This is a genomic window from Thalassotalea sp. 1_MG-2023 (genome assembly GCF_030546745.1).
In the GTDB taxonomy this organism is placed as follows: Bacteria; Pseudomonadota; Gammaproteobacteria; order Enterobacterales; family Alteromonadaceae; genus Thalassotalea_C.
In genome coordinates, this window is the sequence record NZ_JAUOPD010000018.1 from 1 (window position 1) to 17,281 (window position 17,281).

At 38.0% G+C, this 17,281-nt stretch carries 14 protein-coding genes and 1 pseudogene; 7 read left to right on the forward strand and 8 right to left on the reverse strand.

Features of this window, described 5'->3' with window-relative positions:
- A pseudogene (locus Q4489_RS13500) lies at window positions 1-326 on the forward strand (hypothetical protein); the annotation flags it as partial.
- A gap of 342 nt (window positions 327-668) precedes the next feature.
- On the opposite strand, the gene Q4489_RS13505 reads toward Q4489_RS13500, so the two are convergent.
- Genes Q4489_RS13505 through Q4489_RS13515 form a run of 3 tightly spaced genes read right to left on the reverse strand, consistent with a single transcriptional unit; the run spans window position 669 to window position 1,976 of the window.
- A complete protein-coding gene (locus Q4489_RS13505) occupies window positions 669-1,208 on the reverse strand; it encodes a hypothetical protein (protein ID WP_303481298.1) in 540 nt (179 codons plus the stop codon).
- A complete protein-coding gene (locus Q4489_RS13510) occupies window positions 1,091-1,393 on the reverse strand; it encodes an RHS repeat-associated core domain-containing protein (RefSeq protein WP_368389608.1) in 303 nt (100 codons plus the stop codon). Before Q4489_RS13510 ends, Q4489_RS13505 begins: the two co-directional genes overlap by 118 nt.
- Window positions 1,394-1,427: 34 nt before the next feature.
- A complete protein-coding gene (locus Q4489_RS13515; protein ID WP_303481216.1) occupies window positions 1,428-1,976 on the reverse strand; it encodes a YkvA family protein in 549 nt (182 codons plus the stop codon).
- Window positions 1,977-2,151: 175 nt separating this feature from the next.
- On the opposite strand from Q4489_RS13515, the gene Q4489_RS13520 reads away from it, so the two are divergent.
- Window positions 2,152-3,381 (forward strand): DUF3667 domain-containing protein, encoded by a 1,230-nt coding sequence (locus tag Q4489_RS13520; protein WP_303481218.1) that lies wholly within the window; start codon window positions 2,152-2,154, stop codon window positions 3,379-3,381.
- Window positions 3,382-3,454: 73 nt separating this feature from the next.
- Here Q4489_RS13520 and lysS read toward each other — a convergent pair whose 3' ends face one another.
- From lysS to dsbC, 4 genes are all read right to left on the reverse strand, one after another.
- Window positions 3,455-5,008 (reverse strand): lysine--tRNA ligase, encoded by a 1,554-nt coding sequence (gene lysS, locus Q4489_RS13525; protein ID WP_303481220.1) that lies wholly within the window; start codon window positions 5,006-5,008, stop codon window positions 3,455-3,457.
- A gap of 59 nt (window positions 5,009-5,067) precedes the next feature.
- A protein-coding gene (gene prfB / locus Q4489_RS13530) for a peptide chain release factor 2 (protein ID WP_303481222.1) occupies window positions 5,068-6,166 on the reverse strand; the annotation gives its coding sequence in 2 pieces (ribosomal slippage) (window positions 5,068-6,090 and window positions 6,092-6,166; 1,098 coding nt in all).
- 113 nt (window positions 6,167-6,279) lie between these two features.
- Complete coding sequence (gene recJ / locus Q4489_RS13535) at window positions 6,280-8,016, reverse strand: single-stranded-DNA-specific exonuclease RecJ (RefSeq protein ID WP_303481224.1); 1,737 nt, start codon at window positions 8,014-8,016, stop codon at window positions 6,280-6,282.
- 12 nt (window positions 8,017-8,028) lie between these two features.
- Window positions 8,029-8,796, reverse strand: coding sequence for a bifunctional protein-disulfide isomerase/oxidoreductase DsbC (dsbC, locus tag Q4489_RS13540; RefSeq protein ID WP_303481226.1), 768 nt, complete (start codon window positions 8,794-8,796; stop codon window positions 8,029-8,031).
- A 273-nt stretch (window positions 8,797-9,069) separates the two neighbouring features.
- Here dsbC and fldB point away from each other — a divergent pair, with 273 nt between their 5' ends.
- From fldB to Q4489_RS13560, 4 genes are all read left to right on the forward strand, one after another.
- The gene (fldB, locus tag Q4489_RS13545; RefSeq protein ID WP_303481228.1) at window positions 9,070-9,594 is read left to right on the forward strand and encodes a flavodoxin FldB; all 525 of its coding nucleotides are present in this window, start codon (window positions 9,070-9,072) and stop codon (window positions 9,592-9,594) included.
- A 226-nt stretch (window positions 9,595-9,820) separates the two neighbouring features.
- A complete protein-coding gene (srmB, locus tag Q4489_RS13550) occupies window positions 9,821-11,056 on the forward strand; it encodes an ATP-dependent RNA helicase SrmB (RefSeq protein WP_303481229.1) in 1,236 nt (411 codons plus the stop codon).
- Between the two features lie 184 nt (window positions 11,057-11,240).
- A complete protein-coding gene (locus tag Q4489_RS13555; protein WP_303481231.1) occupies window positions 11,241-12,263 on the forward strand; it encodes a FecR family protein in 1,023 nt (340 codons plus the stop codon).
- Window positions 12,264-12,491: 228 nt separating this feature from the next.
- Complete coding sequence (locus Q4489_RS13560; RefSeq protein WP_303481233.1) at window positions 12,492-15,218, forward strand: TonB-dependent receptor; 2,727 nt, start codon at window positions 12,492-12,494, stop codon at window positions 15,216-15,218.
- A 36-nt stretch (window positions 15,219-15,254) separates the two neighbouring features.
- Here Q4489_RS13560 and yaaA read toward each other — a convergent pair whose 3' ends face one another.
- Window positions 15,255-16,025 (reverse strand): peroxide stress protein YaaA, encoded by a 771-nt coding sequence (yaaA, locus tag Q4489_RS13565; RefSeq protein WP_303481234.1) that lies wholly within the window; start codon window positions 16,023-16,025, stop codon window positions 15,255-15,257.
- A gap of 204 nt (window positions 16,026-16,229) precedes the next feature.
- Here yaaA and tal point away from each other — a divergent pair, with 204 nt between their 5' ends.
- The gene (tal, locus tag Q4489_RS13570; protein ID WP_303481235.1) at window positions 16,230-17,183 is read left to right on the forward strand and encodes a transaldolase; all 954 of its coding nucleotides are present in this window, start codon (window positions 16,230-16,232) and stop codon (window positions 17,181-17,183) included.
- Window positions 17,184-17,281: the final 98 nt, after the last annotated feature.

The following is a 17,281-nucleotide window of genomic DNA, read 5'->3' on the forward strand; positions in this document are numbered from 1 at the left end:
AAGGCTTTAGGGATATGAAAAGTCATCAGTTTGGGCAAGGGTTTGAATATAATAGAACACACAACACCAATAGACTGGCCATTCTTATCTTACTGACAACGTTAGCTCATTGGCTACTGATGGCTATCGGGTTAGCGGCTAAAAAAGCGCATAAACATTATCAATATCAAGCAAATAGTGTAAAGAATAAGAATGTGCTGTCACTTCACTTTATTGGCTTAAGAGTCATGGCAAATCGATATGAGAAGCTCTCATATCTCGCGCTTCTCAAGGCAATTAAGCAATTGCATTTAACTGGAGGAGCACATTCCTTTGATACTTTATAGAATTTGTGGGGATCACTCAGACTCTGACCCATGATTTTATTTAATTTCTAACTTTTTCCGATAAATGTACGGTATAACTAATCCATAATAAATCGAAATCAGTGTGGCAATCATTACATCAATTATAAAAGGCTCCTTTAATCTCAGCAGCAAAAAATAGGAAGTGCTACACCAAAAGGAAGCCAAAAGTTAAATGACATTTTGCGCAGATCTAACTGACTTTTCTTAGACAAAATAAAGCGATATACACCCAATTCTAGGAAAGTCAATACAGCCCAATATATTAGAAGGTTGATATAACTTAACGATTCTAACCAAATTAAGAAATTTCCCATAATGTACCTATTTTTCCTTTGTTAATACGTTGTTTGTAGAATTCACTACACCAACCATATTTAAAACTAAACCTGAATTACCCAAATCATGTTTCACAGCTTTAAAATCCGTACTATACCTAGGACTCAAAGTACGCATACTTTTAGGTAATGTTAATAGATTTAACCCCAATAAATCAGCAGTTAAGTTTATTATTGCATTTGTTGCGGCAGCTTCTTTTTCAGTCATTCTAAATTGTACTTTAATTGCTTCTTGCGTAAGATTGAACCCTTCACCTCTTCGGTGAAGAAATCCTGTTAATGACTCTCCAGCATTTGAAACTCCTAACACAATTAAAGGCGCTCCAATCAAACCTCCCAATCCTGTAGAACAAGCAACATAACCCGCTCCTATTTGACCTGTTCCACCTAGACCAGTTATAGAGTTACTTATAATTTTGCTATCAATTTTAGGAAAAATGCTGTCATTGTCTTTTTCATCACTTCTTTTACTTCCTGATGGGATAAACTCGCTACAGTTAGGATCACTAGCACAACCTTTGAACATGCCATTAGGGTCAATAACTTATAAGGATTATTTGCAACATATGCATATCGGTTAAATGAATGCACGTCACCCACAAACCCTATAGGATCATTACTATAAAAACGACCTATGACGGGCTCATAGTATTGTGCCTGCATATACATTACATAAACACATAAAAGAAAAAGCACTAACGGCAAAACCATTAGTGCTTTTTAATATTCAATTAGCTTTAGTTGATTAAAAAATCGAACGGAATGATGAACGGCCACCACGACGTGTTGATCTTCGGTTACGCATACGGCTATGAAGTTCACGGCGTTTAGCGTCTAACCAATCTTCAGTTGTAATTGGTGCGTCACCTGAGCGAGCTTGCTCACGCGTACGGTATGCACAAAACTCTTCAAACGCTTCAATGTCGTCTTTAAGTTCTTCTGCCACTAATTCAATCATGATCGCATCATCTAAAAAGCCTAATGCAGGAATATGATCAGGAACTAAATCTTCAGGGTCACTAAAGTAAGCAAGTGCTGTAAGCACATCGTTCTTTTCTTCTTCGGGTATTTGCCACTCGCTATCTTCAATCATGGCAACCAGTGTTTCTAATTTTTTAATACGCTCACTAACAAAAGCAGGAACACCACCCTTCACATCTTGGCTTAATTTACGTGCATTTTCTAAAATACTTGCTTGTGATAATGATTTTGCTCCATGTTGAGCTTTTTTCATTACATCACGAAAATGGTCTAGATCTGAATCTGATAGTTCAAATGTCACTTCAAACGCCATTATAATTCTCCTACTGTTGGCTTTTTTGTGAGAAATTCTCAATAGACTAAATTTAACAGAACATTTTGCATTCATCACCTAAAAGATAGCATTTCATCACAATATCTTGAAAAAAATGCTACTGCCGCTAACAATGACCTGATAATATTAACTTTTTTAATGTGTTTTTATTATTATGGTTCATGAACAGCAGCTTCAAAAAAATCCTCCTGAGGCATCCGCTCAACCACATAACAAAGAATGTGACAATTGTCATGCACCAATTAACGGGCCTTTCTGCTCACAATGTGGACAAGAAGCTGAATCAACGCTGAAATATTTCTGGACTGTCATTCTACATATTTTAGACGATATATTTAGTTTTGATTCACGCGCTAATAGAACATTATTACCGCTGTTATTTCGACCAGGCTTTTTAACAAACCAATACTTTGCAGGTCACCGGGTACATTATATCCCGCCGCTTAGGCTATATCTGTTTATTAGTATTATCTTTTTTATCTCATTAAAATTTTTTGCTAGCGCAGATTTACAATCAGATCATGCTAAGGAAGTTGCAAGCTTATCAGAAGATATTAGTAAAATTGAAGCCATTTACAAAGCACAAGAAGCCACTCCAGAGCAGACTGAAAAATTAACATTATTAGCGTCTTTTCAAAATAAACTCTCTGATATTAAAACTAAAGACACCATCAAAAATCGTAGCTATTACTTATTAATACAAAAATTGGTTGAAGCTGCACAAAAGCAGACAACAACGAATGAATTAGCCGTAGAAGAGCAAGAAAAATATCAAATACTTGTCACTCAATGGCAGAATGTGCTCGCTGGAAAGGTCGAGCTTAACAGTAATAGTGGAGTACAGTTTAGCAATAATCCAGATGGCACTTTTACCTTTGACTGGTTAACCCCAAGTGCAAACGAAAAGCTTGAACAAGCGACTAACTCTATTGAGAAAAAAGTACAAAACTCATCATTTGAACAACTGTTTGAACAAGCAATAGATAAATTGCCGCAACTCATGTTTGTGTTATTGCCACTTTTTGCCGTGTTATTGAAAGTGATGTATCTGTTTTCAAAACGACTTTATTTAGAACACCTTACTGTTGCTTTACACAGCCACAGTTTTATCTTTTTATCGGTGTTAATGATTGAATTAATTTCTCTGCTTCAAGATATGCTAGCGTCATCAAGTGACATAATGGTTGATGGTTTACAATTTATTATTACCCTCGGCATCATTTGGATACCAGTTTACTTATACATCATGCAAAAACGTGTGTATAAACAAGGATATTTTATTACGCTAATGAAATATGGCTTGATAGGAATAATGTATATACTTTTATTAACAACCGCCTTTTTAATCGCCTTTATTTGGGGAGTAACAGACTTGCCAAGTTAAGCTAGCTTACTTTTTTGATATTGACAAAAAAGGCAATCAAACGATTGCCTTTTTTAACGCTTAAATTTTTCAATTATTCTACAACAGGTCGCATGTGTGGAAATAAAATAACATCTTTAATCGTTGGAGAATCTGTAAATAACATCACTAATCGATCAATACCTATACCTTCACCGGCTGTTGGCGGCATACCATGTTCTAAGGCACGAATATAATCATCGTCAAAGTGCATTGCTTCATCATCGCCAGCGTCTTTTTCTTCTACCTGCTTACGAAAACGCTCTGCTTGATCTTCTGCGTCATTTAACTCTGAAAATCCATTAGCAAGTTCACGACCACCAACGAAAAACTCGAAGCGATCCGTGATAAAGGTATTCTCGTCATTGCGACGTGCTAACGGTGACACTTCCCAAGGATACTCTGTGATAAACGTTGGTTGATCCAGCTTATGTTCAGCTAATTCTTCGAAGATCTCACAGATATATTTACCTGGCCCCCAAACTTTTGCCGCATCACCTTCTTTGACATGTGCTTTCTTCGCTAAAGCTTTTATCGTTTCAACGTTATTTTCAGGATCACGCAATGCTGCTTCATCTTCTGAAGAAACTAAACCTTCTGGCGCATATTTTAGAATGGCGTCAACCATAGATAAACGTACGAATGGCTTACCAAAATCATAAAACTTTTCTTCAACCACTTCACCATCAGCGTTCTTCACCGTATTACGGATCATGCTTGTGCCTAATACCTCTTCGGCAACTGTGCGAAGCATTTCTTCGGTTAAATCCATCAAGTCATTATAGTCAGCATAAGCTTGATAGAACTCAATCATGGTAAATTCTGGGTTATGACGCGTTGATAAACCTTCATTTCTAAAGTTACGGTTAATTTCGAAAACACGCTCAAAACCACCGACAACTAAACGCTTTAAATATAACTCTGGCGCTATACGCATAAACATTTCAACGTCTAACGCGTTATGATGGGTAACAAATGGTTTTGCCGTTGCGCCACCAGGTATGGTTTGCAGCATTGGCGTTTCAACTTCCATAAAATCACGTTCGGCTAAAAAGCGACGTATACCTTCAACAACTTTCGAACGAATTTTGAAGGTATTACGTGTTTCTTCGTTAATGATCAAATCTACATAGCGTTGACGGTATTTTGTTTCTGTATCTTGTAAGCCGTGAAATTTTTCAGGTAACGGTCGCAATGATTTAGTTAATAACTGATATTCATCCATATTAACGTATAAATCACCTTTTCCTGATTTATGCAGCGTACCTGTTACACCGACAATGTCACCAATATCTAGCAATCCCCAGCGAGCTTTAATATCTTTTTGTACATTCTTATCTGCATAAGCTTGCACGCGACCTGTCATATCTTGAAGCACCATGAATGGGCCACGTTTCGCCATTACGCGGCCAGCAATGCTATAAACGTCAGTTTCAGATTCAAGCGTTTCTTTATCTTTTTCGCCGTGTGCAGCTTGTAAATCAGCTGCATAGTGTTTTCGGTCAAACTTGTTTGGATGGCCATTAGCCGAACAGTTTTCTCGAATTTGCGCTAATTTGCCGCGACGCTCGGCAATCAATTTATTTTCGTCTTGAATTTGCTCTGTCATTTGAATTCTCAAGTGTTACTTATGCTTCCCCAATAAAACATTGGGCATGTTTTTATGTACTACAAACCTGACTTAAGGCTTGCCTCAATAAATTTATCTAAATCGCCATCGAGTACTGCTTGTGTATTGCGGTTCTCAACACCGGTTCGTAAATCTTTAATTCTACTGTCATCAAGTACGTAAGATCGTATTTGGCTTCCCCAGCCAATATCAGATTTACCATCTTCTAGTTCTTGCTTACTTTCGTTTTGCTTTTGAATTTCCATTTCATACAATTTTGCTTTTAATAGCTTCATTGCTGTTGCACGGTTTTTATGTTGCGAGCGGTCACTTTGACAAGCTACAACAGCTCCGGTAGGAATATGGGTAATACGAATAGCTGAATCTGTTTTGTTTACATGTTGCCCGCCTGCGCCTGAGGCTCTAAAGGTATCAACACGTAGATCAGCAGGGTTAATATCAATGTCGATATTGTCATCAATTTCCGGATAAATAAACGCTGAAGCAAATGAGGTATGTCTTCGACCGCTAGAGTCAAAAGGTGACTTTCTTACTAGACGGTGAACTCCAGTTTCAGTACGTAACCATCCATAGGCGTAATCGCCAGAATATTTAATTGTGCAACCTTTAATGCCAGCTACATCACCATCCGTTACTTCGATAACTTCGGTTTTGAATCCGTGAGCTTCCCCCCAACGTAAGTACATACGCATAAGCATTTCAGCCCAGTCTTGTGCTTCGGTACCACCAGATCCTGATTGTAAATCTAAGTAACAATCAGCGGCGTCTTGTTCACCGGAAAACATGCGGCGAAATTCTAATTTTTCTAAGTTTTCGACTAAAACAGCAACTTCTTGTTGTGCATCTTCAAAGGTTTCTTCGTCGTCTTCTTCTACGGCTAGCTCAACTAACCCTTCAATATCTTCACAACCGGCTTCTAAGGTAACAATGGTTTCTACCACGGCTTCTAAATTAGCGCGTTCTTTACCTAGCGCTTGCGCACGTTCTGGCTCGTTCCAAACATCTGGTAATTCTAATTCTCTAACAACCTCAACAAGTCGCTCTGCTTTAAGATCATAGTCAAAGGTACCCCCGAAGCATCTGTGTACGTTCGCGAATTTCTTTTATTTGATTTACTACTGGATTTACTTCAAACATAGCCATTTTCTGAAATTATTAGGGTTCTTTAGATAACGAAAAAAACAATCGCGCATTGTAGCGTAAAACATTAGGCAAATAAACGCTTGCCGACGGTTTTATCTGTTTATTTTTTAACGGGGTTCAACCAATATTTGCTCAACTAAAAGTTGAACATTTCGTTGACCTCTAAATTCATTTATATCTAATTTATATGCAACACGAACAGACTTTGCAGCATGGTTTGGCCATTGGTTGATATCAACGTTAAACGCGATGGCATCAAACATTTGCTTATCTTTTGCTAATACCAGTTTTAAATGTTTTTCACCAACAATTCGTTGCTGCTCTAGGGCAAAAACACCTTCAAATACAGGCTCTGGGAACGCTTGCCCCCAGGGGCCACTTTGTCTGAGTAATTCCGCAAAAGGTAAGGTCATGTCTTTAATGGCAAGCTCTCCGTCGGTAAGCAATTGCCCTTGCAATTTATCAGCAGCAATCCATTGTTGTGCGTATTGATTAAACAATTCTTGAAAACGTGAAAAGTCCGCTTTTGCAATACTAAGCCCAGCTGCCATCGCGTGACCACCAAACTTTAAAATAAGCCCGGGGTGCTGACTGTCAATATGCTCCAGTAAATCACGAATATGTAAGCCGACAATAGAGCGTGCAGAGCCTTTAAGTTCATCGCCAACATCATTGGCTGCAAACACAATGGTAGGTCGGTAGTACTTTTCTTTTATACGCCCTGCAACAATACCGATTACACCTTGATGCCATTGCGGATGAAAAAGTGAAATCGCAAACGGTAAGGCGTTAATATCAACATCTAAGCGTTGTAATATAATTTCTGCTTCTTGTTGCATTCCTTGCTCGATTTCACGTCTTGACTTGTTTAATGCATCAAGCTCTATTGCCATTGCTCTTGCTGACATCATGTCAGGTGCTAATAAACAATTAATGCCAAACGACATATCATCAAGCCGACCAGCCGCATTTATACGCGGACCAAGCGCGAAGCCAAAATCACTCGCGACTAATTGTCGTTGATCTTTATTAGCCACTTCGATCAATGCTTGAATACCTGGCCTTGTATGCCCAGCTCTGATCCTTTTTAACCCTTGTTCCACTAAAATTCGATTGTTATTGTCTAACGAAACAACATCAGCCACAGTACCAAGCGCCACTAAATCTAAAAGTCGCGCTAGATTAGGTTCTGCCAACCCTTGCTCGGTAAACCAATTAATATCTCTAAGATACTTTCGCATTGCCAACATAAAATAAAAAGCAACACCTACACCGGCTAAAGACTTACTAGGAAACTGACACCCCGGTTGATTAGGGTTAATAATCGCGTCTGCATTCGGTAAGGTGTGACCGGGTAAATGATGATCTGTGACAATCACTTTCATTTCTAACGATTTGGCGTGCGCTACACCACGAAGACAGCTAATACCGCTATCTACCGTAATTAATAACTTTGCTTTTTGCTGGTGGGCAATATCGACAATTTCAGGAGTTAACCCATAACCATATTCAAAACGATTTGGCACAATAAAATGATGATGTTTGCTGCCAAGCCAAGTTAATGCCTGCATCATTAATGCTGTGCTTGTTGCACCATCGGCGTCAAAATCACCAACAATGACAATTGTTTCTTGGCTGATTATCGCTTGGTGTAATACCGAACAGGCAGCATCAAGCCCCATCAATTGCTTTACGTCAATAAGCTTATTTACGTTAAGAGTTAATTCATCAGCATGATTAACCCCTCTACTGGCATAAATTTGCTTGATTGTTGGATGTAATTCATTAGGAAGGAAGCTATCGTCAACGATAGCTCGACGTGTAATCGTCATTGATTGTGTCATTGCTGTTACTTATTAACCATCAGTCGGCATACTTTCTAATATTTCAATTAAAGATGATGGCGTTTTATAACCTGGGATCATCATGCCATTATCAAAAACAATCGCTGGTGTTGCATTAACACCTACTTGGCGGGCAAACTCAAACTCTGCTTCTAAAGGTTTATCACAAATACGTTGTGCAACAGAAGAGCCGGCTTTAGCTTTTGTCAGCGCGTTATCTGGCTTTTCATGACACCAAATAGAGCGTAAATCTTTAAAGCCTTGCGTTAAATTACCAAAACGGTCGACAACACCAGAACGCGGATAAGGCAAGTAGCGAATTGTTATGCCAAGGTCGTTATAGTCACTCATTTGTTGATGTAGCTGACGACAGTAGCCACAAGTAATATCAGTAAAGATGGTAACGACATGTTTTTCATTTTTAGCAGGGTATACGATCATATCTTCTTCAAACTTAGAGAGCCCGGTCACGCGTAATTTTGCAAGCGATCTTTCTGTGTAATTTATTACGTTATCCCCTATGCCATATAGCTTACCTTGGATCAGGAACTTTCCATCTGCACTGGCATAAAAAATCCCTTGATCTGTTGTCACCTCAATAATGTTATCAACAGGCGTTGGCGTAATAGATTGAACGTCCAAACCAATTAATTGGTTCAGTCGTTGTGATAATTTTTTACTCTCTGCGGATACACTCTCATCTGCACTTACCGCAGCTATTGACGAAAACAAAAGTGCTGCGTTAAATATCGCAGCGGAAAAAACACGTGTTGAAAACATAAAACTACCTAAATATCGAATTATTAACCACAGTGTATCATTAGCAAAATAGACAAATAAACCGATTATCGCTAAATCCTTCACCGATAAATAAAGATTAAAGATGATGTAAAAAAAGCTCAACTGTTAATCTGTAAAAATAAGACCTGAAAACAGACAATAAAATTACGCAATGCTAATCACTTGTGATGACAAACTAGCAACATACTATCAGCATCTGATAAACTGCGCGCGTAATCTACTACTCATTAAAATACGGCGTTCAACAACTCAATGAATATTGGTCTTTTTTACGGTTCAACAACCTGCTACACCGAAATAGCAGCTGAGAAAATACAGGCAGAGTTTCCAGAGCACAACATCACGTTGTTTAATTTAAAAGAAACAAGCCTAAGTGAATGTTTAACATTCGATATCCTTATTTTTGGGATTTCTACATGGGATTACGGTGAAATTCAAGAAGATTGGGAAAGCCAATGGCAAGACATTGCGCTATTAGATTTGAATGGTAAAATTATCGCCCTTTATGGCATGGGTGATCAAATTGGTTACACAGACTGGTTCCAAGATGCGCTTGGTTTATTGCATGATCAAGTTATCGCCCAAGGCGGTTATGTTATTGGTCAATGGCCAAATAACGGTTATGAATTTTCCGCATCTAAAGCATTATCTGAAAATGGTGAACATTTTGTTGGTCTTGCACTTGATGAAGACAACCAATATGACTTATCAGATGAACGTATCGCCACTTGGTGCCAACAGATTAAAAATGAAATATCAGAAATTCTACAACATTAACTTGATTGCTTAACGTTACTTGTAGTTGTTTTTTATTTTCTATGTCGTTTTTACTTATTTATAAATGAACGCCCTCTTCACATAAGTTAAGCCTTGTACAAACAGCAAGTATGAGGCGTAAAAATGGATAGCAAAGATCAACACGCCCGAGTAATAATCTTAGCTAATTTTGTGTAAACCCATTATAATTAGCGCCAATTTTTGTTAACAACCCAAAGCAGTATATATGTTTGAACCTTTTGAACTTGATTCAGCCCTATTAGCCGGTATTAAAGAGGCGGGTTATAAGAAGCCGACTTCAATTCAATCTTTAGTTATTCCAGAGGCAATGAGAGGAAAAGATATTCTTGCATCGGCTCCTACAGGTACTGGAAAAACCGCAGCGTTTTTATTACCCGCTGCTCAGCATTTGCTTGATTACCCAAGAACAAAACCCGGCTTTCCTCGAGTATTAGTGCTAACACCAACACGCGAACTTGCTTTGCAAATCAGCGAGCATAGCGAACAGCTAACCGCGCAAACCAATATAAAAACAGGCGTGATCACAGGTGGTGTAAATTACGGTAGCCATAAAGAAATACTCACCTCTACTACTGACATGCTAATTGCCACTCCCGGTAGATTATTAGAGTACATAGAAACAGAGCAATTTGATGCACGTGAAATTGAAATATTGATCCTTGATGAAGCTGACCGAATGTTAGATATGGGCTTTTCAGAAACCATTAATCGAATTATCGGAGAAGCTCGCTGGCGAAAACAAACCATGCTGTTTTCAGCGACTCTAGAAGGATCAGGAGTTGTAAAATTTTCAAAAGATATACTTAATGAACCAGTCTATCTTGAAGCTACTCCATCGAGAAAAGAAAAAGGTAAAATTCATCAGTGGATCCACCTAGCTGATGATAAAGATCATAAATTAGATCTATTAATTAACACTTTAAAACAAGAAGAAGTTACCAGAGCGGTAGTTTTCGCCAATAAAAGAGAAACCGTACAAACCTTATCTGGCAAGTTATATGCCGCACAAATTCCCTGTGCTTGGCTTGAAGGGAAGATGCCACAAGATAAAAGAAACAGTGCCGTTGAACGTGTACGTAACGGAAATGTGCGCGTGCTAATTGCCACGGATGTAGCAGCGCGGGGTTTAGATATAGACGAAATATCTCACGTTATCAATTTTGATCTACCACGAAAAGCTGATATTTACTTACATCGTATTGGCCGAACAGGTCGAGCAGGTAACAAAGGTACCGCAATTTCTTTAACAGAAGCGCATGACATGGCAAACGTAGCCAAAATAGAACGTTATATGGGTGAACGTCTTGCTAGAAGAATAATCGAATCATTAAGACCTAAACATAAAGAAGCACGCGTTGCAGTAAAAAAACCTAAAGTAAAGAAGTCAGCTGCACAAAAAAAAGCCAAAGCTAAGAAAATTAGTAAGCGTGCGAAAAAGTAGTTCATCGTTTTAAATTGAACATTTGAACAAATTTGGTTGCCAAGCAATATAAATTAAGTAAAAATACCAACACGCCAGATTGTATACTATATTAAGTATTATCTGCTGTTGGTATTTTATTTACTATTTTTGATACTTTTACCCAAAATAGACAACGAGCTACTTTTAAGGAAAAATAAGCGCGATGGCAAATCATTCAGTTCATGACCCTATACGTTTACAAGCGAGTGCTTGGATAAGCCGCTTAAATCGTGGGCTCACGGATGAAGAAAAGCCGCAATTAATCGCGTGGATTAATCAAAACCCTAAACACCATAAAGCCATTTATAAATGTGCTTCTTTTTTTGATAATATTGCCCACCTTGAAGAACTCAATGGTGTATTTCCTTTAGAAGAAAATCCCAGTATCTGGACAACTAACGTTATCATTTCTACCGCCATCTTACTGGCAATTGCAATTTCTTTAACGGTTGCCTCTTTCTATTGGATTAAAAAACTCAACAACACACCGTCTACACATTTTTATGCCACGAATATTGGTGAATCACACCAATATACTTTACCTGATGGTAGCAAAGTATTACTAAACTCTAACAGCAAAGTCAGCGTAAACTATACGGAAACCTCAAGAGTCGTTAATTTAATTTATGGCGAAGGTCAATTTGATGTTGAAAAAAATGATGACAAACCCTTTATTGTTATTGCAGGACGTAAGTCATTTACCGCATTAGGCACTATTTTCAATGTTGAAAAAAGCAACGAAATGGACATGGAACTGATTGTAACCGAAGGTGTGGTTTTGATTAGTGATTCAACCCTAGATCATGCGCAATTAAAACAACGTATAAACCACGAGCAACAAAAAACTCACTCAAGAGATATTATTACTGCGCAAGAGAAAGCCAGCATTGAAAATACACGAAATCAACACGTCGCTACGCTATCTGTGCCGCAATTATCAAAAGCACTTGCTTGGCAACAAGGCATGTTAATTTTCGACGGCCAGCCTCTAGTAGAAGTACTGCAAGAAGTAAGTCGTTATACAGACATTCAATTTGAAATATTGTCGAACGATGTAGCTAACATTGAAATATCAGGCACCTATAACACTGGTGATGTGAAAAAACTACTAGCATCTTTAACACATAATTTTAATGTTCAATATAAGTACAACGCGACAAACACCGTACAATTATCGTTAAAATAGGCGATTATATAATGATTGCCTTTTCCCTTTAACCTCATCGTAATATACTAACGCTTAATTACATTCACTTATGATTAAGTGTCACAAACTTTTATGTTGTTTTCTCACCTAACCACAAGAGAAAAAAAGCGTGTTTATTGGGCAAAGTTCTTCAGCTTTAAGCTATTGATATTTTGTACCATTATACTTGTTACTTTTGTCAGCAGAGCTAAAACTAATGATCTGTATTTGTTCGAGATACATGCACAAAGTGTCGATAAAGCATTAAGTTTATTTGGTCAACAAACACAGCAGACATTAATTTATTCATACGAATTAACCCATCCCTTTACATCAAACGCAGTACATGGGTATTACACTCAGCAACAAGCGTTACGTATCTTATTACGCAACACTAAATTACAAGCTAAAATAAGTAAAACCGGTGAAATAAAGATTATTAAGCAGCATAATAACGCGAACAACGCTATTGCAAAAGCGAATGATAGAATATTAGCAATTACTAACAACAACAGTGAAAGACTCATTGAAAAGATTGCCATTATTGGCAATCGGGGATTTTCAAGAAGCCTTACCGAACTGACAATACCGGTTGATATTCTAACCAACAAAGCATTATTAGCGACCGGGGAAACAGAATTAGGCCGAATGATTCAAAAGCTCGCTCCTTCGTTTAATTTTTCAAGCTCTTCAATCAGCGATGGTACTGATGTATTAAAACCCGCCACACTCAGAGGCTTAGGCCCAGACCAAACACTCATACTGATTAATGGTAAACGTAGACACCATGCAAGTTTAATTCATATTAATACATCAGTAGGTCGAGGAACTGCAGGTGCAGACATTAATGCGATCCCTGCTAACGCAATAGATCGAGTAGAAATTCTTCGAGATGGTGCGGCTGCGCAGTATGGCTCAGATGCGATAGCTGGTGTTATCAATATTGTTTTAAAATCTGGACGGCAAAAAAACAATATAAATACTTCTGTTGGACAGTTTAAAAAAGGTGACGGGGAAACCGTAAATAGCAGCATAAATTATCATCAGACTATTGGCACAGAGGGCTTCATAAATACAACGCTGTCATTAATACACCACAACAGTACAGATCGTTCAAGCTTACATGGCACTTGCCAATACACAAACTGTAAAGAACTAGAACCGGGGATATACCTATCAGATGATCCAAGAGAAGCTACCGCCAATCGTAATACATTTCGTATCGGTGACCCTCATTCTAAACAACTTAACTTAGCCTATAATTCAGAGTTTACCTTAGCGCAAGGAAAGTTATATAGTTTCGCTGTGTATTCAAAGCGTGACAATAACACCGCTGCTTTTTTCAGGCATGCCAATAATCAAGGGGCAAACCCAGTATTAACAGACGGTCTTGCAACGGTTAAAGATGGTTATCTGCCCATTATTGACTCAGACATCACTGATAAATCGTTCACGCTTGGCTATAAGGGAACAATAGCTAAAGATTTATTTTATGACCTTTCATATACCTATGGAAAAAACAGCATTGATTATGAAACCCAGAACGCCATAAATGCTTCTTACGCGAATTCATTACAAACACAATTTTCGCCAGAGGAGATAAGAGAAAAAACTCCTACTAACGCAAGCGCATACGGTTTATCTTTATCATTACAAACATTAAACCTTGATTTAAAACGCCAATTCAGTGAATTTGATTTAGCCTTTGGCCTAGAAGTCAGAAAAGATCATTATCAAGTCATTGCAGGAGAACGATACAGTTACTTTGACTATGACAAAAACTTGCAACTCCCCGTTAATGCACTTCCTGGGATCCAAGGATTTCCGGGTATTTCACCAGACGAAGCCGTAGATGAACAACGTGATGTTTTATCCTTCTACCTCGAGTTAAACACTAGTATCACGCCAAATATTGACTTTACAGGTGCATTGCGTTTTGACGACTATGATGGCGTTAACGATATTTCTAATGTTAAATTAGCCGCCAATTGGCAAGTAAACAAAGCTCTTGCCTTACGAAGCTCTTTTAGCACAGGGTTTAGAGCGCCATCAATGCAGCAATTATATTTTAACAACACCAGTACTCAGTTCGTGGTTGAAGACAGTCAAGAGCTTGTAGCAGAACAAATAGGTACATTTAGAAATGATAGTCAGCTCGCAAAATCTATCGGTATTCCCACATTAAAAGAAGAGAAATCGACAAACTTTTCGTTAGGCGGCGTGTTAGATTTTGATGACTTAAAAATGACGCTTGATTATTACGCGATCAACATTAAAGACCGCATCGTGATCAGTAATCAATTATGTGCTGATTATTCAACAATTCTTACTGAAGCTTTGGCACAAGAGCATGTTGATAAAGCACAAGTGTTCCTCAATGCAGCTGATACAAAAACACGAGGTCTCGATTTCATCGCAACCATCGATAAACAACTCCCCTACGGTGAATTAGCGTTTACTCTTGCTGCAAACATCACGAAAACTGAGGTAACTCAATTATATTCACCGAAAGACAGTGAGTTACATGAACTCGAAGTCGATGATGTTTTTTCCTCGCAAGACATTTCCATTATTGAGACATGGCAACCACAAGACAGAGTCAGTTTAATAACACACTTCCAGCGTGATACTTGGCGCGTTAATTTTGCATTAAATCGCTACGGGGCTTATACCATCAAAGATGGTGGACAACAGCGTTTTGAAGCAGAATGGTTAACAGATATCAGCATCGAACAAAAACTGACACCTGCCCTGTCTTTGTATGCTGGCATCAACAACCTTTTTGATGTAATGCCCGATAAGAATAAAATTGGTAATGCGCATAGTGGCACAATTATCAATTCGAATAATGAGGTAATTGTAGAAAGCGACGGCGTATTTAAATATTCAAGACGCTCAGCCCCTTTTGGTTTTAACGGGCAATATTATTATGTTGGCTTACTGTATCATTTTTGACAATACCGCAGCCAACACAACTTCAAATGTTTATGCTTACTCTTTTCGGGTAAAAACCCAATCATTACCTTTAGATAGTTCAGTATTGTACTGATACCCTGCGGCATTAAAGGCTTTTAATGAAGACAAGCTATCTACTTTGTTTTCAATAATATATCGTGCCATTAAACCACGTGCTTTTTTCGCAAAAAAGCTGATCATTTTATATTGGCCGTTCTTCCAATCTTTGAACGCCGGTGTGATCACATTAGCCTTTAATTGCTTTTTCTTCACCGATTTAAAATATTCGTTTGATGCCAAATTAATTAAAATATCATCGCCCTGCGCTGAAATAGCATCGTTTAACCTATCGGTGATGATATCTCCCCAAAACTCATATAAGTTTTTGCCACGTTCATTATCAAGCTTAATGCCCATTTCAAGACGGTAAGCTTGCATTAAATCAAGTGGTTTTAACAAACCATAAAGACCTGACAATATACGCATATGACGTTGGGCAAAGTCAAAGTCGTCATCCGATAAACTTGCTGCGTCTAAACCAGTATAAACGTCACCATTAAACGCTAACACTGCAGGCCTTGCATTATCAGTCGTAAAGGGCTGGTGCCAATCACCAAAACGTGCGGCATTTAAGCCAGCTAACTTATCACTAATTTTCATCAAACTTGCAATATCCGCAGGCGACAGTTTTTTGCAACGATCGACCAAAACTTGGCTATGTGATAAAAGCGCTGGTTGCGAATATTTTTCGGTGGCTAACGGCGACTCAAAGTCTAGGTTTTTTGCGGGAGATACAACGAATAACATAGAATACCTAACAGAAAAAGACGATAATTAACTACTATATCACAGCGATATACAATTAAAATAATTTGCACTAAGAAGTCTCTTGCATTCAAGCTGTTTGTTAGGGCATATTAGAGCTGAAACTCAAATTAACAATATCGTTAACAAAGGTTAATCAGCACCATGATCAACCTTCTCTTTTAGGAAATTATTAAGGCAACAAGTATGGCGACGCAATTAGAACAATTGAAACAAATGACAACAGTAGTAGCAGATACCGGTGATATTGAAGCTATTGCAAAGTTTCAACCGCAAGATGCAACCACTAACCCATCGCTACTACTAAAAGCAGCTTCATTACCTTCTTATCAGCATTTACTAACACAAGCGGTTACATGGGCTAAAGAGCAATCATCAGACAGGAAGCAACAAATCATAGATGCCAGTGATAAGCTGTCAGTATTAATTGGTTTAGAAATTTTAAACATTATACCTGGACGTATTTCAACAGAAGTTGATGCTCGACTTTCCTATGATACTGAGGCTTCTATTGAGAAAGCACACAAGTTAATCGCGATGTATAATGAAGCTGGTATTAGTAACGATAGAATATTAATTAAACTCGCTTCAACTTGGGAAGGCATCAAAGCTGCTGAAAAGCTCGAACAAGACGGTATTAATTGTAACTTAACCTTACTGTTTAGTTTTGCCCAAGCACAAGCATGTGCAGAAGCAGGAACATTCTTAATTTCTCCTTTTGTTGGACGCATTTTAGATTGGTATAAAAAAGACACTGGTAAAACTGAATATTTATCTCATGAAGATCCAGGTGTGATCTCAGTAACCAAGATCTACAACTATTATAAAGCTAAAGGCTATAAAACAGTTGTTATGGGGGCAAGTTTTAGAAACAGTGGTGAAATTCTCGAATTAGCTGGCTGTGATAGATTGACCATCAGTCCACAATTACTTGATGAACTAGCGTCAACTGAAGCTCCTCTAACCCAAAAACTTGCTGCAAATCAAGCTCCGTTAGAGCCAGAAGCTGCGTTAACAGAAGCTCAATTTCGTTGGGCATTAAATCAAGATGCAATGGCGACAGAAAAGCTTGCAGAAGGCATTCGTAATTTTGCCGCTGATCAAGTAAAACTAGAGCAGCAGTTAAACGACTTATTTTAATATCAACATACGTTTGAAAGTTATTAGGTTGTCGTCTTTGGAAATAAAAAACACTTAAAATTCATTTTGTTATTAAAAGTTAGTTAAAAAATGTTTCA